Annotated in this window: 16 protein-coding genes; 6 read left to right on the top strand and 10 right to left on the bottom strand. The window is 65.5% G+C overall.

Going from position 1 to position 17,809, the window contains the following annotated elements:
• Positions 1 to 38 precede the first annotated feature (38 nt).
• Positions 39 to 1,652: a nucleobase:cation symporter-2 family protein gene (locus ACQE2J_RS00435; RefSeq protein WP_135537628.1), complete on the bottom strand. Its 1,614-nt coding sequence runs from the start codon at positions 1,650 to 1,652 to the stop codon at positions 39 to 41.
• Positions 1,653 to 2,258: 606 nt separating this feature from the next.
• On the opposite strand from ACQE2J_RS00435, the gene ACQE2J_RS00430 reads away from it, so the two are divergent.
• Positions 2,259 to 3,710: an 8-oxoguanine deaminase gene (locus tag ACQE2J_RS00430; RefSeq protein WP_135537627.1), complete on the top strand. Its 1,452-nt coding sequence runs from the start codon at positions 2,259 to 2,261 to the stop codon at positions 3,708 to 3,710.
• Positions 3,711 to 3,737: 27 nt separating this feature from the next.
• Here the strand turns inward: ACQE2J_RS00430 and ACQE2J_RS00425 are convergent, their stop codons facing one another.
• A complete protein-coding gene (locus tag ACQE2J_RS00425) occupies positions 3,738 to 4,223 on the bottom strand; it encodes a hypothetical protein (protein WP_135537626.1) in 486 nt (161 codons plus the stop codon).
• 145 nt (positions 4,224 to 4,368) lie between these two features.
• Here ACQE2J_RS00425 and ACQE2J_RS00420 point away from each other — a divergent pair, with 145 nt between their 5' ends.
• The 3 genes from ACQE2J_RS00420 (at position 4,369) to ACQE2J_RS00410 (ending at position 7,409) form a co-directional block, all read left to right on the top strand.
• A complete protein-coding gene (locus tag ACQE2J_RS00420) occupies positions 4,369 to 4,821 on the top strand; it encodes a DUF2871 domain-containing protein (protein ID WP_135537625.1) in 453 nt (150 codons plus the stop codon).
• Between the two features lie 39 nt (positions 4,822 to 4,860).
• The gene (locus tag ACQE2J_RS00415; protein ID WP_135537624.1) at positions 4,861 to 5,577 is read left to right on the top strand and encodes a type 1 glutamine amidotransferase; all 717 of its coding nucleotides are present in this window, start codon (positions 4,861 to 4,863) and stop codon (positions 5,575 to 5,577) included.
• Between the two features lie 179 nt (positions 5,578 to 5,756).
• The gene (locus ACQE2J_RS00410; protein ID WP_135537623.1) at positions 5,757 to 7,409 is read left to right on the top strand and encodes an alanine/glycine:cation symporter family protein; all 1,653 of its coding nucleotides are present in this window, start codon (positions 5,757 to 5,759) and stop codon (positions 7,407 to 7,409) included.
• Positions 7,410 to 7,466: 57 nt separating this feature from the next.
• Here ACQE2J_RS00410 and ACQE2J_RS00405 read toward each other — a convergent pair whose 3' ends face one another.
• The 8 genes from ACQE2J_RS00405 to ACQE2J_RS00370 form a co-directional block, all read right to left on the bottom strand.
• Complete coding sequence (locus ACQE2J_RS00405) at positions 7,467 to 8,342, bottom strand: hypothetical protein (protein ID WP_135537622.1); 876 nt, start codon at positions 8,340 to 8,342, stop codon at positions 7,467 to 7,469.
• Entirely contained in the window at positions 8,339 to 8,974 is a 636-nt protein-coding gene (locus ACQE2J_RS00400; RefSeq protein ID WP_205683283.1) for a DUF6114 domain-containing protein, read from the bottom strand. Before ACQE2J_RS00400 ends, ACQE2J_RS00405 begins: the two co-directional genes overlap by 4 nt.
• The gene (locus ACQE2J_RS00395; protein WP_135537621.1) at positions 8,974 to 9,588 is read right to left on the bottom strand and encodes a DUF6230 family protein; all 615 of its coding nucleotides are present in this window, start codon (positions 9,586 to 9,588) and stop codon (positions 8,974 to 8,976) included. The genes ACQE2J_RS00400 and ACQE2J_RS00395 overlap by 1 nt, the downstream gene beginning before the upstream one ends.
• Positions 9,589 to 9,873: 285 nt before the next feature.
• Positions 9,874 to 11,403: an AbgT family transporter gene (locus tag ACQE2J_RS00390; protein ID WP_135537620.1), complete on the bottom strand. Its 1,530-nt coding sequence runs from the start codon at positions 11,401 to 11,403 to the stop codon at positions 9,874 to 9,876.
• Positions 11,404 to 11,547: 144 nt separating this feature from the next.
• Positions 11,548 to 12,366 carry a creatininase family protein gene (locus tag ACQE2J_RS00385; protein WP_135537619.1) on the bottom strand — a complete coding sequence of 273 codons (819 nt, stop codon included), beginning with the start codon at positions 12,364 to 12,366 and terminating at the stop codon, positions 11,548 to 11,550.
• Entirely contained in the window at positions 12,363 to 13,070 is a 708-nt protein-coding gene (locus ACQE2J_RS00380) for a FadR/GntR family transcriptional regulator (RefSeq protein ID WP_135537618.1), read from the bottom strand. Before ACQE2J_RS00380 ends, ACQE2J_RS00385 begins: the two co-directional genes overlap by 4 nt.
• A gap of 51 nt (positions 13,071 to 13,121) precedes the next feature.
• Positions 13,122 to 14,150 carry an alpha/beta hydrolase family esterase gene (locus ACQE2J_RS00375; protein ID WP_135537617.1) on the bottom strand — a complete coding sequence of 343 codons (1,029 nt, stop codon included), beginning with the start codon at positions 14,148 to 14,150 and terminating at the stop codon, positions 13,122 to 13,124.
• Positions 14,151 to 14,210: 60 nt separating this feature from the next.
• Complete coding sequence (locus tag ACQE2J_RS00370; RefSeq protein WP_135537616.1) at positions 14,211 to 14,888, bottom strand: GntR family transcriptional regulator; 678 nt, start codon at positions 14,886 to 14,888, stop codon at positions 14,211 to 14,213.
• Positions 14,889 to 15,075: 187 nt separating this feature from the next.
• On the opposite strand from ACQE2J_RS00370, the gene ACQE2J_RS00365 reads away from it, so the two are divergent.
• A complete protein-coding gene (locus ACQE2J_RS00365) occupies positions 15,076 to 16,092 on the top strand; it encodes a 1-aminocyclopropane-1-carboxylate deaminase (RefSeq protein ID WP_135537615.1) in 1,017 nt (338 codons plus the stop codon).
• Positions 16,093 to 16,226: 134 nt separating this feature from the next.
• On the top strand, positions 16,227 to 17,705 hold the full coding sequence (locus ACQE2J_RS00360) for an alanine/glycine:cation symporter family protein (RefSeq protein ID WP_135537614.1): 1,479 nt from the start codon (positions 16,227 to 16,229) through the stop codon (positions 17,703 to 17,705).
• The last annotated feature ends 104 nt before the right edge of the window (positions 17,706 to 17,809 follow it).

Genomic DNA, 17,809 nt, shown 5'->3' with positions numbered 1-17,809 from the left:
CGACCGACCCCGCGCCGAGGTTCTGGCAGGGACAGGGATCAGCCCTTGTCTTCCTCCTCGATCAGCCGACGCACGTCATCCTGAGTCTTGACCTCGCCCTTCTTCGCCGCCTCGATGACCTTCTCGTGCTGTGCATCGGTGACGACCGGAATCTCTTCACCGTTGCAATCGACGATCTTGCCGTCCTTGACGGTGTCGCCCTCGGTGAGGATGGCCTCGTTGTCGATCAGCCGCTGCAGCTCCTCCTGGCGGATGACCCGTCCGGTGCCCGCCACGAAGACCGACCGATCCGTTCGATCCTTCGACTTCACACCGATGTGGTTGAAGACGAGGTTGAGCAGCACCGCCATGAGCGTCGCCGAGGAGATTCCCGAGTGCAGGATGATGCCGACCCACGAGGGGAAGGAAGTGTAGAAATCGGGCTCGACGACCGGGATGATTCCGAAGGCCAGGGACACTGCGACGATGATCATATTGAGGTTGCCCTCATAATCGACCTTCGCGAGAGTGCGGATGCCTGAAGCGGCGACCGTGCCGAAGAGGACGATGCCAGCGCCGCCGAGCACCGGGGTCGGCACCGCCGCGACAACTCCGCCCATCACCGGCAACAGGCCGAGGATGACGAGGATGGCACCACCGGCGGTGACCACGAAACGCGACTTCACACCGGTGATCGCCACCAGCCCGACATTCTGAGCGAACGCCGACTGAGTGAAGGAGTTGAAGACCGGCGACACCGCCGAAGACAGCATGTCGGCACGCAGACCCGAGGCGATGCGCTTCGAGTCGACCTTGGTCCGCACGATCTCGCCGACCGCGATGATATCCGCGGTCGTCTCGGCGAACGTGACGATGACGACGATGAACATCGAGATGATCGCGGCGGCCGAAAATGTTGGCATACCAAACGCGAAAGGCTGCGGGAAGGCAAAGATTCCGCGATCGAGCACGTGTGAGAAGTCGGCCCACCCGAAGATGAGGCAGCCGATGGTGCCGAGAACGATCGCCAACAGGATCGACAGGCGCGAGACCATCGCCACCGGGATGCGGCTGAGGACGAGCACGATGGCCAAGGTGACCACTGCGATGAGGATATTGCGCATGCTGCCGTAATCGGCGGCCTCCGCGTCACCGCCCATCGCCCAGCCCGCGGCCACGGGCATGAGCGACAGACCGATCGTCGTGATGACCGTGCCGGTCACCACCGGCGGGAAGAACTTCACGATGAGCGCGAAGGCGGGTGCGACGACGAGGCCGATCACCGAGGCGACCAGGACCGAACCGAACACCGCGGGCAGACCGTCGCCACCCGCGAGGATCGACGTCATCGTGGCCACACCGGCGAACGAAACGCCCTGGACCAGCGGCAGCTGGGAGCCGAAGAAGGGCACGCCCACCGACTGCAGGATCGTCGCCAGACCGCCCATGAACAGGCACGAAGCGATGAGCACGCTGATGCCGTTGCCATCGAGGCCGGCGGCGTTTCCGATGATGAGCGGAACAGCGATGATTCCGCCGTACATGGTCAGCACATGCTGCAGGCCGTAGGCGAAGGAGCTGCCGACCGGAAGCCGTTCGTCCTCGGGACGATGCGACTGGGATTTGGCCGCCGATGCGCGGCCATTCTTAGGTGAGTGTTGGGATACCGACATCTATCTCTCCGTTGAGTTGTCCTCGAACGCTTACTGCTCCGCCCCGCGCCGAACCGATTGGTATTCCAGTTTCTGGACGGCAAGGTCGGTGTGGAGCTCCACTGTGACCGAGGAATCGGTTTCAGAATTCCGAAGTGCGAAACAAGATTTCCTTATCGCAAAACTCTAAAGGAATACCATTCGACGCGCAATACGTTTTCGTGACGTGCGGCACATGCTAGAGTCTCGCTCGTCGGTGTATTCGTCAAACGGCAACCTACTGATCGTTCGCTCAGTTCGGTGGCTCCGGATCATCGTACAGGCGAGTCGAACGGTCCGCACAGCCGGGTCGTTCGGACTCTCTGCACGATCGGGTCACAGCGCTGATGCGTCTGATCGTGGGTTCGGACGGCGCAGATGAACCGTGAGATCGGTATCTGCGGGCCAGTGATCGAGAGATCGGAGGGCCGAGACATCGGACGGCGGAGCAGCAGACGCCGGAAAACCTGAGCTGGTGGCGTCGACCCCCAGCGTTGTCGTCACTCATCACGGGCCATGCAGTGAGAACCGCAGGCCGAGCTTCGAGCTCCGAAAGGCGACGACATGACAGGCGATATGACACACGACATGACAGGCAGCGAGCGCGCGAACGCCGGTGGCCACACCGGAGACCCGACAGCGCGACTGTGGCTGCGCGATCCCTTGGCCGTCCACCTCGGTGCCGGTGTCGATCCTGATCGAGCGGCCCGCGGCATCGTCATCGACCGGTCCACGGGCACCATCGTCGAACTCGTGCCCGCCGGTGGGGAGCCGAGCGGTGGTGAGCCCAGCGATGCGGCTGGCTTCCGCGGCGAGGTCATCGACGCCTCCGCACACGTCATCACACCCGGGCTCATCAACACCCACCACCACTTCTACCAAACGCTGACCCGCGCCTGGGCGCCCGTGGCGGATCTGCCCCTCTTCGGATGGCTGCAGAACCTCTATCCGGTGTGGGCCCGGCTGACCCCGCGCGCCCTCGAACTCGCCACGACCGTGGCCATGGCAGAGCTCCTCGAATCCGGATGCACGACCGCCGCCGACCACCACTACCTGTTCCCGACGGGCATGGACGACGCCATCGACGTCCAAGTCGACGTCGTCCGCAGGCTCGGCATGCGCGCCATGCTCACCCGCGGCTCGATGTCACGGGGGGAGAAGGACGGCGGACTGCCGCCGCAGCAGACCGTCCAAGACGCCGAGGTGATCCTCGCCGACTCCCGCCGCCTCGTCGAGAGCTACCACGAACGCGGCGACGGAGCGCAGATCCAGATCGCCTTCGCCCCCTGCTCCCCGTTCTCCGTGACCACCGAACTCATGCGCGAGTCCGCGACTCTGGCCGCCGAACTCGACGTCCGCCTCCACACCCATCTGGCCGAGACCATCGACGAAGAGGACTTCTGCCGCGAGACCTTCGGCATGCGCACCGTCGACTACCTCGAATCCGTGGGCTGGCTCGGCGATCGGGCCTGGCTGGCCCACGGAGTGCACTTCGACGAGGAGGAGATCCGCCGCCTCGGCGCCGCCGGGGCTTCCGTCGCCCACTGCCCGACCTCGAACATGCGCCTGGCCTCGGGCATCGCCCGCGCCGTCGAACTCGAAGACGCCGGCGTCAACGTCGGCCTCGGCGTCGACGGATCCGCCTCGAACGATGCCTCGAACCTCATCCGCGAAGTCCGGCAGGCCCTCTACGTCCAACGTCTGCGCTACGGCACCGAGGCGGTCACCTGCGACCGGGCCCTCGACTGGGCGACGAAGGGCTCGGCTGCTGCGCTCGGTCGCGGAGACATCGGGACCATCGAGGTGGGCAGGCGGGCCGATCTCGCGATGTTCCGCCTCGACGGGCTGGCGTTCTCCGGATCTCACGACCCGATCCCCGCGCTCGTCCTCTGCGGAGCGGAGAAGGCCGACCGGGTGATGGTCGACGGCCGGTGGCGAGTCATCGACGGCAACGCCATCGGCGCCGACGGGGTCGAACTCGACAAAGCGGCCCTCATCGCCGCACATCGGCAGGAAGCGCACCGCCTCGTGGCGGGCTGATCTGTCAGGTGGCGGCCGCCTCGGCGATCAGTCCTCGGGTCTGCGGAACACCTCGCGCAGGTGATCGCCGGTGAGGAAGTCGCCGACGCCGATCATGACGAGGCTGAACACGATCTGCTCGGTGATCATCCACACCGGATAGAGGCCGGGGATCGCGGCCATGACGAGGGTGATGACGGGGAAGATCTGCGTGAACAGGCGCAGCCGCTGATAGCCCCAGTAGAGGCCCTTCGTCGCTCGCCAGAAGAAGTAGAACAGCGTCGCGGTCATGCCGAGGACGACGACGGTGCGCATCCACACGGCGAAGGGCACCGGCTCGCCGGCACGGGCGATGATGATCGCATAGACCACGGCACCGAAGCCGAGGGCGAGCTCGAACGCGAGCAGCCAGGTGATCCAGGAGAAGGCGCGTTTCGTCTTCGGCTGCTCGAGGCCCTCGGGCGCCACGACGATGCCCGCCTTGCTGCCTCCGGCGATGCGATCGATCTTCGAGAATACGTTCTCCATAGCCATGCGCTCAGGCTAACCCGACGGATGCCCTGCGATGCGCCGATTCGAGCGTCGAGAGGGTGTGAGGACAAACATCAATCGAAAGTTGGATTCCGAGTTCAATCCTGCGGGTCAGGAAACCGCGCCCGCGAATTGATGAAGTGGAAGCATGAAGAAGATATTCAACGCAGCATTCACGTACATGATCATCGGAGTCCTCGCCGGACTGTTCTACCGCGAGTTCACCAAGGCCAACGACTTCCCCGAAGGCGAGTTCACCCAGCTCGCCGTCGTCCACACTCACCTGCTCACACTCGGGTTCATCGTCCTCCTCATCGTCCTCGCCCTGGACAAGGTGTTCGGTCTGTCGGGATCGAAGCTCTTCTCATGGTTCTTCGTCACCTACAACATCGGCGTCGTGCTCACCGCGGGCATGATGGTCTGGCACGGATCGCTGACCGTCCTCGGCGAAGAATCCAACGCTATGATCGCCGGCATCGCGGGACTCGGCCACATCGCGCTGTCCGTCAGCCTCGTCCTGTTCTTCCTCTCTCTGCGCAAGAAGGTCGTCGCCGACACGGCCGCGATCGGACACGCAGACACGGCGGCGATCGCGAACTGAGCCGATCCTCGCCCGTGCTGAGTGGGTGACAATGGTGCCATGAGCACTGTGAGGATCCTCGTCATCGAACACGAACACGGCACCGGACCCGAACGTTTCGGACGGTGGCTGGAAGACGCCGGCGCCGAGGTGGTCGTGACCCGGCCGTACCTCGGCGAGGTGATCCCCGCGGTCGGCTCCTTCGATGCCCTCATCGTCCTCGGCGGATCCGCCGGACCGCTCGAAGACGCTGAGAACCCGTGGTTCCCCGAGGTCAGGCGACTGCTGGAGCGCTCGATCGGCGGGGAGTTCCCGAGTCTGAACATCTGCCTCGGCGGGGAGATGCTCGCCGTCGCCGGTCGTGCCCCCATCACTCGGCGGGCGCACCCGCAGATCGGGATCTACGAACTTGCGGCCACCTCGGCGGGGAAATCGGACCCCGTGTTCGGGTCACTGTCCGAGAGTCGGTTGCCGGCCGTGCTCTTCCACCAGGAGGAGATGGCACTGCCCGACGGTGCGGAACTCCTCGTCACCGGATCGGACGCCCCGGTCCAAGCCTTCCGCCTCGGCGAATTCGCCTGGGGCACGCAGTTCCACCCGGAGACCGATGCCGGTCAGATCACCCGCTGGCTCGACGGAGACGATCTCGCGCTGCCGGCAGGGAAGACCGAGGATTCGATCATCGCCGAGGTCGCCGACCACGACGAGGAACTCAAAAGGACCGGCCGGGCCCTGGCGCATTCGTTCGTCGCGTTCCTCGTCGCTGAGCGACCCTGAATCCGCGTCGTCCGGCGCAAGCCCTGCCATCTTCATGAAGAAGCGAATTGTGAGAACCCTGTGAGCTGACCGCTTTTCCTGGGCGAAAGCTGACAGTCTCCTCTTCGGTTGTTAGGTTGATCACGGGTGCCGGTCCCGGACCAACCCTCCGGACGAAACGCAATCTCGCGCCCGCAGGTATGACTTCCATAACTGAACATCTCGCCCATTCCGCCCCCGCGGTGGACCTCAACGCCGCCGGAGTCGATGAGGCCATCGAATCCTTCCTCGGGCCCGCGGCACAGACCTTCAGCAACATCGTCTTCTTCGAGCTGGAGATCGGCGATCTCGGCATCCCGCTCATCGTCGTGTGGCTCATGGCCGCTGCCGTCTTCCTCACCGTCTACCTGCGCTTCCAGCCGATCACCGGTCTGCGCTACTCCATCGGCATCATCCGCGGCCGGTTCACCCGCAAGACCGACCCGGGTGAGGTCTCGAGCTTCCAGGCCCTGGCCACCGAACTCTCAGGCACCGTGGGACTGGGCAACATCGCCGGTGTGGCCGTGGCGATCACGATCGGCGGGCCCGGTGCCGCCCTGTGGATCATCATCTTCGGCTTCTTCGCGATGACCGTGAAGATGGCCGAAGCCACGCTCGGTGTGAAGTACCGGCAGATCAACGACGACGGCAGCGTCTCCGGCGGTCCCATGTACTACCTGCGGGCAGGCATGGCCGAGATCGGCCGACCCAAGCTCGGCAAGTTCCTCGCCGTGTTCTATGCCCTGACCGCTGTGCTCGGCGTCATCGGCGCCGGCAACCTCTTCCAGGCGAACCAGGCCGCCGCGATCCTCGTCCAGGCCACCGGCGGCGATTCGAGCTTCTTCGCCGACAAACTCTGGCTCATCGGCGCGATCATCGCCGCACTCACCGCCCTGGTCATCCTCGGCGGGATCAAGAAGATCGGCCAGTGGACCTCGAAGCTGACTCCACTCATGGCGATCCTCTACTTCGTGTCCGTCATCGTCATCCTCGTCCTCAACGCCGGTCAGATCCCGCACGCCTTCGTCCTCATGGTCACCGGTGCCTTCAGCCCCAGCGGCGTCGCGGGCGGCGCAGTGGGCGTAGCCATCGTCGGCATCCAGCGGGCCCTGTTCTCCAATGCCGCGGGCATCGGCTCGGCCGGTATGGCGCACGCAGCCTCGAAGACGACGAAGCCGGCGACCGAAGGCTTCGTGGCGATGTGGGAGCCGCTCATCGACTCCGTCATCATCTGCACCCTGACCTCTCTGGCGATCATCACCACCGGCCTCTACAGCGAAAGCACCGAGGACGGCATCGGCCTGACGGCCGAGGCCTTCGGCACGGTGTCGAGCTGGTTCCCGATCCTGCTCACCATCGCCGTCGTGCTCTTCGCGTTCTCGACGATCCTCGCTTACGGCTACTACGGCCAGCAGGCCCTGGGGTACCTCACCGGCAACTCGAAGAAGGCCGACAAGGCGTATCAGATCTTCTGGATCGTCGCCGTCATCATCGGCGCCTCGATGTCGCTGGACTCGGTCATCGCATTCTCCGACGCGATCTTCTTCCTCATGGCCTTCCCCAACCTGCTCGGCATCTACTTCCTGGCCCGCATCCTCCGCCTCGAGGTCCTGCGGCTGCGCACGAAGATCGACGCGGGGGTCCTCCGAGAGGTCACCCCCGTGGAGCTGCAGGTCGGGATGGGCGATCACGAACCGACCCCGGAGCAGATCAGAGCCGCCGAGGCGGGACGCAGACGCAAGCGCGACAAGCTGCGTGAGGTCCGCGATACGCTGCGTCGGAAGAAGCAGGAACGCGAGAAGGCCGCGGACTGAGTCCGCGGCCTTCGGGCCCTGACCGACCGTGCCCCACCCCGTTGGGTGTCAGGCAGATCAGTCCGCGTGCTTGAGCTTCTGATCCGTGTTCGAGTAGGCGATCGAATCGGCGGTGGATCCGACGAGTCCCATCGTCACTCGCAGCAGGCCCGGTTCGACGTCATCCATGGGCGGAGGGGTCTCCGGGCCCAGGGTCAGTGACTTCCCGTCCTTCGTCGTCGCGGTGATCGAACCGATGTAGACCGAGACATCGCCCTTGAGCGTCATCGTGTCGGCCTTCGTCACCAGGCCGTGGTCCTCCTCCGGCGGGCGCACTGTGAGCGAGAAGCCGGTGATCTTGATCTCCTCGGCCTGGAGCTTCAGCGTCACGACGCTCCCGCCGTCGGCGGTGGGCACCGAGACGAACGAGATGCCCTTGAGTCCCTTGAACGACAGTCCCTCCGAACCCATGGCGGCCGGAGTGTCCGTGAAGATCGGTGCCTTCTCGTCCTGCTTCGCATGATCCGGAAACTCGCCGTTGGTCTCGTCTGTCGGCTCGTCGCTCGGCTCGTCGCTCGGCTCGTCGCTCGGTTCGTCGCTCGGTTCGTCATCCGGCTCATCGACACCCAGACCGCCGGGGTCCGTGGGCTCCGGTGAGGCCGGATCCGACGGCTCCTCGCTCGGTTCGTCCGTCGGCCCCGGCGATGTGGGTGCGGGGACCGTGGGATCCGAGGTCGGCGGATCCGTCGGCTTCAGCGGCATGCCCGGAGACATCGTTCCCGCGGGTGCGGGAGTCTTGTCCTTGGCGGAATCGTCGGAGTCATCGCACGTGCCCACGAGTGAGCACAGCGGAGACGAGTGGGCGGCGGTCATCGTTCCGGCCCCGATGGTGGTGGGGACGACGAGGGCAGCTGCCGCCAGTATGGCGGCCGTTCGGCGGCTGGGCGCACTCATGCAGTCTCCCCTTCTTCCTCGGCGGTTCCGGAGTCTCCCCTCCGGCCGGGCTTCGGTCCGCGCGGTCCCATCCAGGCGACGACGAGGATCGCCCCGATGGTCGACAGCAGCATCCCCAGAAGGTACCCGCCGAGGTTGACCCCGATGAGCGAGTAGACGGAGAGGATGAGCGCGATGATCCCGTAGAACACGTGATGCGTGGGCTTGAGGATCGCAAAGAGCGCGAGCACCACGATCGCGATCGGGATGACCGTCGCCTGGAGTCCCTCGATGCCGAACTGGATCTGCATGTTCCCGAGATCCAGCTGTCCTGAGAAGAACAGCTCGATTCCTCCGAGCACGGCCAGCACGCCGCCGATGAAGGGCCGCTGCCGACGCCACTGCTTGAATCCGCGGCGTTTCTTCGCGCCGTCGCTCATCTCGGCTCCTTCGCTCCTGTCAGCAGCCCTCGATTCCGATGCCGGACCGGCGAATTCCGCCGTCTCGACATCGGATTCGAGGTGGGCATTCTGCTCACCGGCGCGTCGACTCCGTCGGGACAGCGCGAGCAGGCTCGTCTTCTGCACGGTGGCGTCCTGGTCGGCTGCCTCCCGTTCATCGGTCGGCTGCCCGTCGGCTGTTGTCTCCCTCATCAGGAGCACGTCTCCGATCCGTCGGTGAGTTTCAGCGCCATGTCTTTGAGGGTGAACACCGAGGCGGTCGTGCTCCACGAGTCCTGCTTGAGGTCCTTGATGGAGATCGTGTCCGCGTCCTGAGCGAAGTCGCCCTTCGAACCCTTGGCCTTCGTGTTGACATCAGAGGCATCGACGCCGATGCGGATGTTCTCGAATTCCGCGTCGCCCTTGAGTCCCGTCATGCCGATCTGCAGGTCCTTCGCCGAGGCGGGGGTGCCCTTGCCGCCGGCCTTGATGAGCACGCCCACCTTGCCGATCGGGGTGTCGACGGCTGCCGACTGGCAGAGATTCTCGAGCGTGGCGTCCTTGATGTTCGCGGTGACGACCGGGTGCTTGCCGCCGTCGGCATCCTTGGCCACGCCGCTGTACTGCGAGAAGCCGGTGCCCTCGAGCTGCGACGAGGTGATCTTGAACTGTGTGCCCGAGACTGCGAATGAGACGGGCACGGCGCCCTGGGCGACTCCGCCCATGAGCATGGCCGACACGACGCCGGTGGGGACAGCAACCAGTGCGATGCGACCGGCATGGGATGCGACGAGCCTGCGGACGAGGCCGGAATTGCGGAACTTCATTGATCCTCCTAGGGCACCGGCGCCTGCGCCGGCATGAACTTTGTGACGTAAGTTACCACGGGGTGTTACTGGACAGTATCGTGCCCGAAACTTGTGCGTCAACAGGTTTCACATCTGTAATTTTCGCGACTTTCTGCGGGCCGTGCGAACCTGTCCGCGATGCAGTCGCCGCGCGGGAGTCCGCCTGCGGGTGCGGATGCCGACCGGCGACGGGTGCCCGTGTGGCATGAAAACCCTGGTCATGTCGCTGGCGGAGGAGTCGAGTCAGCGCACGGGGACATGGAGTCAGCGCACAGGGGCGTCGGGACCGAGCGGGATGCCCAGACCCCACCACAGGAAGAACAGGAGACTCCAGGTGATCGTCATGCACACGGCCAGCGGCAGGGTGTGCGAGGCGAGCGTGCCGATGCCGGCCTTCTTCTGATACTTCTGCATGAAGCCCAGCGCGAGGATGAAGTAGGGACTCATCGGGGTGATCGCCGTCGAACCGGAGTCGGCGATGCGGAAGATCGCCTGGCTCGTCTCCGGCGGAACTTCGAGGAGCATGAGCAGCGGAACGATGACCGGGGCCATGATCGCCCACATCGCCGAACCGGAGGTGATGAGCACATTGACGACGGAGAGCACGAGCAGAACGAGGACGAAGACCACCCAGGTCGGCAGGCCGAGTCCGATGAACAGCTCCGAGGTGGAGACCGAGACGAGCATGCCGATGTTCGTCCACTCGAAGTACTCGAGGAACTGCGCGATGGCGAAGAAGAGGACGAGGACTCCGGAGATCGACGCCAAGCCCTGACCCATGAGCTTCGGGACGTCGGACCAGGTCTCGATCGTGCCCTCGCGGAAGCCGTAGACGATGCCGCCGATGCCGAAGAGCAGGGCGATGAGGAAGGCGATGCCGGTGAGGAACGGGGACTCGCCGAAGGGGCCGTCGCCGCGCAGGGGAGCCCCCTCGGGGACGACGAGGACGACGATGGCGATGACCGCCGCGCTGACGGCGAACATGGCCAGACGCAGAGCCGAGCGCTCTTTGTCGGAGATGACGAGGTCTTCGAATTCGGCATCCTCGTCGGCATCGAGGTTGTCGCGCTTCATGAGCACGAGTTCGGTGACGATGGTGATGACGACGGCCAGCAGGATGGAGCTGGTGATGTTGAAGTACCAGTTGCCGATCGGGGTGACGATGTAGTCGGGGTCGATGATGTTCGCCGCGGCCGTTGTGATGCCAGCGAAGATCGCGTCGTTGGGCGTCGGAATGGGGCTGGCGTCGTAGCCCGAGGCGATCGAGGTGTAGGCGACGATGACACCGAGGACGGGGGAGCGCCCCACCGCCTTGAACACCATCCCGCCGAGCGGGACGAGGATGACATAGGCCGCCGCCGAGGCGACATGCGAGATCGTGCCCATGAACGCGACCGTGAACACGATGAGCCCGGCAGGAACGCGGGCGATCGAGACCTTCATCGCCGTCGACAGCAGCCCCGTGCGCTCGGCCAGGGCGACCCCCATGATGACGACCATGATCGTGATGAGCGGTGGGAACGTCTCATAGGCCTCGAGTGCGGTGCTCACGGCCATGGCGATTCCCTTGCCGCTGAGCAGGTTGTTCACCGGGGTCCATTCCCCGGTTTCGGGATCCTCGACACCGGCACCGGCGAAGGAGAGGGCGAGGCTGAGTGCGGCGAGGATCCCCGCAAGGATCCAGAACAGCCAGAAGGGGTTCGGCAGCTTGTTGCCGACGACTTCGATGACGTTGAGGGCGCGGATGACGAACGGCAGCTTCTCCTGCGTCCGCTCGGTGGTGCTCGTTTCCATGTCGGTCTCCAGGGTCTCCAGGTGGATGGCGGAGGAGCGAAAAAGGGCATGACTCATCGCGGGCCCGTGAGCTCCATCGGTCTGAGAGGGCGGGTGGTCAGTGGTGGTGTCAGTTCATCTCGGCTGTCATGGGCGCAGCATGTCTCATAGGCGCAGCATGTCTCGGGAGTAGGCGACGAGTTTCGCGATGACTTCGCCGAGGAGGTCGCGACCGGCCTTGGCAGTGGCGGTTCGGGGGTCGCCGAGGACCCCGTTGTCGGCATATCGGTCGAAGGTGACTGCGCTCGCGGGGGTCTTCGTGCGGCTGAGCCGTGCGCGGTCGTCGAGCTCGTCGAGTCTCGTGGCCCCTGGCGCGAGCCGAGGGGAGTCGACGAGGCGGTCGTCGATGGCCAGGACCTGGGAAGTCTCGGACTCCCCGCAGTGTCCGCTGACCTCGGTGCGGGGCAGTGCGGCGGTGGTCTCGGTCGCCAGCGCGCTCACGGGGGAATGGGCGAAGACGAGGTTCGGATGGGAGTCGAGCAGCACCTGCTGGGCGACGCCGAGCGCGGCCTGATTGCCGCCGTGGCCGGTGATGACGAGGAGCTTGGCGAATCCCGAGTCGGCGAGCCGGGCCGCGATCGTGGTGACGATGTCGATGAAGGTCCGCGGGTCGAGGCTGATCGTGCCCGGGAGGAAGGTGTGGTGCGGGGAGACCCCGTAGTCGACGCTGGGGAGGACGAAGGCCCGGCCTGCCGGATCATCGGCCGCTGCCCTCGCGGCGAGTTCTTCGGCGACGGCGAGTGCGACATGTTCGGCGCGGATGCTGTCGGTGCTCAGCGGCAGCGCATCGCCGTGCTGTTCACAGGCGCCCACCGGGAGGATGAGGAGGCTGCCCTGCTCCTTGGCGACTTCGACTTCGAGCGAAGTGAGCTCCCCGTACCTGCGGATGTCCGGGCGGATCTCGCTCACCTGCTGTCTGGTCACTGTTCGGCCTCCTTGTTCGCCGCGTCGTCTGTCTGAGGATCATCGGCCCAGTCCGCGAGGACGACGGTCTTGATCGCCTCGAGGTGCTTGCGGGTGCGATGAGCGGCTTCGAATCCGTCGCCGCGCTTGATCGCGTCGAGGATGTCCGCATGCTCATCGTGGTCACGCAGCCGGTCGTAGGTGGTCCGCGCCGCCTGCTGAGTGCGCGAGTGGATCGCGAGCAGCGAGACGAGCATCTCGTGCAGGGCGCGGTTGCCCGAAGCCCGTGCGAGCTCGACGTGGAAGTGGCCTGCTGGGACCGCGGTCTCGACCTGCAGGGCATTGTCGAGGGCGGATTCCATCGAGGCGACCGCCTCGGCGCTCTGGATCTGGGCCGCCAGCTCGGCGATGCCCGGCTCGATTGCGACGCGGGCGTCGAGGAGCTCGATCGCCGCAGCGAGGTCGACGGGCACATAGTGCGGATTGTCGAGGATGCGGCGATTGATCGCCTCGCGCACATAGGTCCCCGAGCCGTGCATGAGCTCGACCGAGCCCGTGGCCTCGAGCCGACGCAGGGCTTCGCGGACCGTGGGCACGGTGACCTCGAAGCGTTCGGCCAGAACCTTCGCCGAGGGCAGTGTCTGGCCGGGCTGCAGGTTCTCGGCACGAATCGTCTGGACGATCTCACGGGTGAGTCGTTCGACGAGTCCGATGGATGGTGTCATGCCACTCTCCTTCAAGTGTTTAAGTCATCTAATCACTTTGGTGCGGATGTGTCAACGGTCACGTGTCGGTCCCGCGTGGTTCTCGAAGAACGCCCACAGGGTGTCGGTCGCCGAGAAGTGCTTCGTCACGTACCCGCCGCCGCTGTAGACCACCTCACCCGGCCAGACGTGGCCGCCGTCGGTGACCGAATAGAGCTCGACCTCGGCGCCCGAGCTCTTCCCTCTGGCGGTGGAGGTCCCAGCCGTGCAGTTCTTCCAGCTCGTGCGCAGCACATCCTCGCCCCTTTTGCCGACCCTGCGCTCGGTCGTGGCCGTGCAGTCCGAAGCCTCGGCCCAGGGCTCGATCCAGTCGCGCACGCCCGGATAGGTCTCGCCCTGGCGCTCGCCCCCGTCGTAGTGCATCGTCGCGTCGCCGGTGCCGTGGATGGCGAGCATCGGCGTCGGCTCCGAGTAGTCGCAGCCGTTCGTCGACTGCGGATAGTAGGCCCCGGCGACGATGCCGAAGGCCGAGAACCGGTCGCGCAGATGGCAGGCGAGCACCGAGACGAAGCCGCCTCCGTTGGACTTGCCGGTGGCATAGACGCGATTGAGGTCGATGCAGTGCTCGTCCTCGATCGAATCGAGCAGATCGGAGACGAAGCGGACATCGTCGGCACCGCTGGCATAGGGGGCACCCTGCCAGGAGCGTTTGCCGTCGTCGAGTGCACCATCGGGGAAGACGGTGACGGCGGGGAGGGTGGGCAGGCCCGTGTAGTTCTGGAGCTCGGCTCCGTCCGATCCGTTGCCGTGGAAGCCGAGGATCAGCGGCATCGGCGTCGACTCCTCGTAGTCGCGGGGGATGTTGATCCGATAGGTCCGATCCTCGCCCGCCGAGGTGATCGTCCGTTCGTCATTGCCCGGAGTCTGCTCGCTCCCGCAGCCTGCGGACGGGGCGGCCTCCAGCGTCGGGGCGGCGGCCTCGGCCGCCCTGCCCGGGCTCGTGGCAAGGGCCGGCCCCAGAGCCAGGAGACTCGAGGTGAGAACCACGGCGGATGCCGCTGCGAGGATGGCGGTCGGGGTGCGTCTCGTCGTCGATTGCATCGTGAGTCCTTTGATCGTCGGTGATCGTGAGCAGGACTCTAGCACAAGTCATAAAATGACTTAAGGACTTGCCGGTGACTCCGATCGTCGAGACTGCCGACCGGAGAGCGAAGCCCAGTTCTGCCTCGTGAGATCGACGGCGAGGCCGTGATCGCCGGCGCGGACGGCCGCGATGATTTCGGTGTGTTTCTCAGGCGAGGCCGAACCGGCGACCGAATCGAAGTGGAGGTACTCGGTGCGGCGCAGGGTGGCCGTGACGAGCTCGAGGTGATCGGCGATGAGCGGGTTGCCGCTGCGGGACAGGGCCACCTCGTGGAATTCGTCATCGGCGGTGATGGCTGCGTCGATGTCGGCGGTGTCGAGGGCCGCGCGCAGCCGCTCGTTCGCTCGCTCCATGGCGTCGAGGTCCGCGCCGGTGAGGTCCGCGACGGCGAGGTTCATGGCCAGGGCATGCAGCTCGGCGGCGATCTGACGTGCATGGACGATGGCCTCGGGATTCTCCGGCGCCACCCGGGTCATCCTCCCCGGTTGGGCCACAACAAGACCGGCCTGGGCCAGGCGCTGCAGGGCCTCGCGCACCGGAGTCCGCGAGACCTGCAGCCAGGCGCCGAGCTCCTGATCGCGCAGCTGCTCTCCGGGGGCCAGCTGCCCGCGGACGATCGCATCGCGGATCGACCGGTAGACGTCATCCCGCAGGAGAGTGCGCTGCGGGGAGGGCGAATGCGCGGGAATCGGCACCGGGGGTCCTTTCGTCGGCATCGGGATGGCGGTCGGCACCGGTCGTGGAAGTCTGGGATGCGGTGCCGACCTCATTGTAGACAGGCCCGAAATGCAATATATTGCATATCACTGGCCGCGATGTGCTGGTCGTCTCCGGCAGAGAGCAGGGATCGCGGTCGAACGATACGACGACGAAGGGGTCCCCATGGCCATCACCGATTTCGACCGCTATCCGCTCACCTTCGGGCCGAGCCCCGTGCATGAATTGGGCAGGCTCGGGGACCACCTCGGCGGGGCGAGGGTCTGGGCCAAACGGGAGGACGTCAACTCCGGACTCGCGTTCGGCGGAAACAAGACCCGCAAGCTCGAGTACATCGTTCCCGACATCCTCGCTTCGGGCGCGGACACGCTCGTTTCGATCGGCGGTTACCAGTCCAACCACACGCGGCAGGTCGCGGCCGTCGCTGCCCATCTCGGCCTGAAGGCCCGTCTCGTCCAGGAGCGCTGGGTGGACTGGGAGGATCCGGGCAATGACACGGTCGGCAATATCGAACTCTCGCGCATCATGGGCGCCGACGTCCGCCTCGACTCGGCCGGATTCGACATTGGCATCCGCTCGAGCTGGGAGAATGCGCTCGCCGAGGTCGAAGCGGCCGGCGGCAGGCCCTATCCGATCCCGGCCGGGGCCTCCGAGCACAGGTTCGGCGGACTCGGCTTCGCGAACTGGGCCTATGAGGTCGCCGAGCAGGAGAAGGAGCTTGGGGTCTTCTTCGACACCATCGTCGTGTGCACCGTGACGGGCTCGACCCATGCGGGCATGATCGCCGGGTTCGCGGCTCTCGAGGATGCCGGCGGGCGTCCCCGTCGGATCATCGGCATCGACGCCTCGGCGACCCTGGACAAGACCCGTGACCAGGTCCGGCGCATTGCGAACTCCACTGCCGAGCTCATCGGACTCGGTCGGAGGATTCGCGAGGACGAGATCGACATCCGCTCCGGCTGGGCCGGGCCGGCCTACGGCATCCCCGACGAGTCGACCGTCGACGCGATCCGCACGACCGCTCAGCTCGAAGGCGTCATCCTCGATCCCGTCTACGAGGGCAAATCGATGGCCGGGCTGCTCGATCTCGTCGGTCAGGGCGGCATCGACAGGGACTCCACGGTCCTCTACGCCCACCTCGGCGGTCAGCTCGCGCTCAACGCCTACAGCTCGATCTTCTGAGCCCGGCGTCTGAGTCCGGGTCGGCTCAGGAGTCGCCGTGTTCTCCCAGAACATTCATCGGGTACAGTCAGGAACTGTTCTCTGCAATGATCTGGGTCACGTCGCGCGCCGACGTTGGAAAGTGAAGTGACATCATGGGTGCTGCCGCCGAATTCTTCGATACGATCAGCGGATTCGTCTGGGGTCCGTTCCTACTCATCCCGCTGCTGCTGGGCACGGGCCTGTACCTGACGTTCCGCCTCGGCGGGCTGCAATTCACGAAGCTGCTGCCGGCCCTGAGTCTGGGCATTCTCAAGCGCAAGGACGCCGGATCCGAGGGTGACATCTCGCAGTTCCAGGCGCTGACGACGGCGCTGGCGGCCACGGTCGGCACCGGCAACATCGTCGGCGTGGCCACTGCCATCGGCATCGGCGGTCCCGGTGCCCTGTTCTGGATGTGGATGACCGGCCTGCTGGGCATGGTCACGAAGTATGCGGAGGGCTTCCTCGCGGTGCGCTTCCGCGGAACCGATGAGGCCGGGGAGAAGTCCGGTGGCCCGCAGTACTACCTCGAACGCGGCATCAAAGGTCCTCTCGGCAAGGTCCTCGGCCTGATGTTCGCCGTCTTCGCCGTCCTCGCCTGCTTCGGGATCGGCAATATGACGCAGGGCAACTCGATCGCGGCGAATGTCGAGTCGAGCTGGTCGGTTCCCACCTGGATCACCGGCGCTGTGCTCACGGTCCTCACGCTCGTCGTCCTCGTCGGCGGCATCAAGTCCATCGGACGGGTCACGGCCGGCCTGGTGCCGATCATGATCGTCTTCTACGTCCTCAGCGCCATCTACATCCTCATCGCGAACATCGACGCCCTGCCCTCTGCCTTCGCCCAGATCTTCACCGAGGCCTTCACCGGCACTTCGGCCGTCGGCGGATTCGCGGGCTCGGCGATCATCGTCGTCGTGCAGATGGGCGTGGCCCGTGGTCTGTTCTCGAACGAATCGGGACTCGGTTCGGCACCGATCGCCGCAGCCGCGGCAAAAACCTCGCATCCGGTGCGTCAGGGGCTCGTGTCGATGACGCAGACCTTCATCGACACGATCATCGTCGTCAGCTTCACCGGTCTGACGATCATCGCCACCGGGACCTGGAACGAAGTCGATCCGGAGACAGGGGAACAGATCAGTGCGGCGCTCATGACGGGCGAGGCCTTCTCCCACGGTCTGCCCGGTCATTGGGGTCACTGGGTCGTGACGCTGGGCATCGTCCTCTTCGCGTTCTCGACGCTGCTCGGCTGGTCCTACTACGGCGATCGCAATGTCGAACGCCTCGTCGGCCGGCGCGGAGTGCTGCCGTTCCGGATCTTCTTCTCCCTCGTCGTGTTCGTCGGTTGCACCACCGAACTCGAGCCGATCTGGAACTTCTCGGATGTGATGAACGGTCTCATGGCCCTGCCGAACCTGCTTGGCATCCTCATCCTCTCCGGACTCATCGCCCGGGAGACGAAGCACTACCTCAAGCACGATCCGCAGCTGAAGGCGGACAAGGACACGATCGAATCGTTCATGATCGATCAGCCCGGTTGGGCCGACTGGAAGGCCGGAGACGTGATCGGCTCCTCGCGCAGGTTCGACTGATTCCCTCACCGAGGCGGCCGTCCCCAGTATGGGGGCGGCCGTTTCGCTGTTGCGGTGCGTTCCCTTCGCTGAGGCGGCAGTCCCTTTGGGGTGGTTGCCCCTTG

This window comes from Brevibacterium sp. LE-L, assembly GCF_050214925.1.
In the GTDB taxonomy this organism is placed as follows: Bacteria; Actinomycetota; Actinomycetes; order Actinomycetales; family Brevibacteriaceae; genus Brevibacterium.
Note: the sequence above shows the minus strand (reverse complement) of the source record. Positions and strands in the feature narration are given on the sequence as shown.

What these genes read in the sequence shown, in the direction of transcription:
- ACQE2J_RS00435 (WP_135537628.1), bottom strand. Translation starts at nt 1,652, where the DNA reads ATGTCGGTATCCCAACACTCACCTAAGAATGGCCGCGCATCGGCGGCC.
- ACQE2J_RS00430 (WP_135537627.1), top strand. Translation starts at nt 2,259, where the DNA reads ATGACAGGCAGCGAGCGCGCGAACGCCGGTGGCCACACCGGAGACCCG.
- ACQE2J_RS00425 (WP_135537626.1), bottom strand. Translation starts at nt 4,223, where the DNA reads ATGGCTATGGAGAACGTATTCTCGAAGATCGATCGCATCGCCGGAGGC.
- ACQE2J_RS00420 (WP_135537625.1), top strand. Translation starts at nt 4,369, where the DNA reads ATGAAGAAGATATTCAACGCAGCATTCACGTACATGATCATCGGAGTC.
- ACQE2J_RS00415 (WP_135537624.1), top strand. Translation starts at nt 4,861, where the DNA reads ATGAGCACTGTGAGGATCCTCGTCATCGAACACGAACACGGCACCGGA.
- ACQE2J_RS00410 (WP_135537623.1), top strand. Translation starts at nt 5,757, where the DNA reads ATGACTTCCATAACTGAACATCTCGCCCATTCCGCCCCCGCGGTGGAC.
- ACQE2J_RS00405 (WP_135537622.1), bottom strand. Translation starts at nt 8,342, where the DNA reads ATGAGTGCGCCCAGCCGCCGAACGGCCGCCATACTGGCGGCAGCTGCC.
- ACQE2J_RS00400 (WP_205683283.1), bottom strand. Translation starts at nt 8,974, where the DNA reads ATGAGGGAGACAACAGCCGACGGGCAGCCGACCGATGAACGGGAGGCA.
- ACQE2J_RS00395 (WP_135537621.1), bottom strand. Translation starts at nt 9,588, where the DNA reads ATGAAGTTCCGCAATTCCGGCCTCGTCCGCAGGCTCGTCGCATCCCAT.
- ACQE2J_RS00390 (WP_135537620.1), bottom strand. Translation starts at nt 11,403, where the DNA reads ATGGAAACGAGCACCACCGAGCGGACGCAGGAGAAGCTGCCGTTCGTC.
- ACQE2J_RS00380 (WP_135537618.1), bottom strand. Translation starts at nt 13,070, where the DNA reads ATGACACCATCCATCGGACTCGTCGAACGACTCACCCGTGAGATCGTC.
- ACQE2J_RS00375 (WP_135537617.1), bottom strand. Translation starts at nt 14,150, where the DNA reads ATGCAATCGACGACGAGACGCACCCCGACCGCCATCCTCGCAGCGGCA.
- ACQE2J_RS00365 (WP_135537615.1), top strand. Translation starts at nt 15,076, where the DNA reads ATGGCCATCACCGATTTCGACCGCTATCCGCTCACCTTCGGGCCGAGC.
- ACQE2J_RS00360 (WP_135537614.1), top strand. Translation starts at nt 16,227, where the DNA reads ATGGGTGCTGCCGCCGAATTCTTCGATACGATCAGCGGATTCGTCTGG.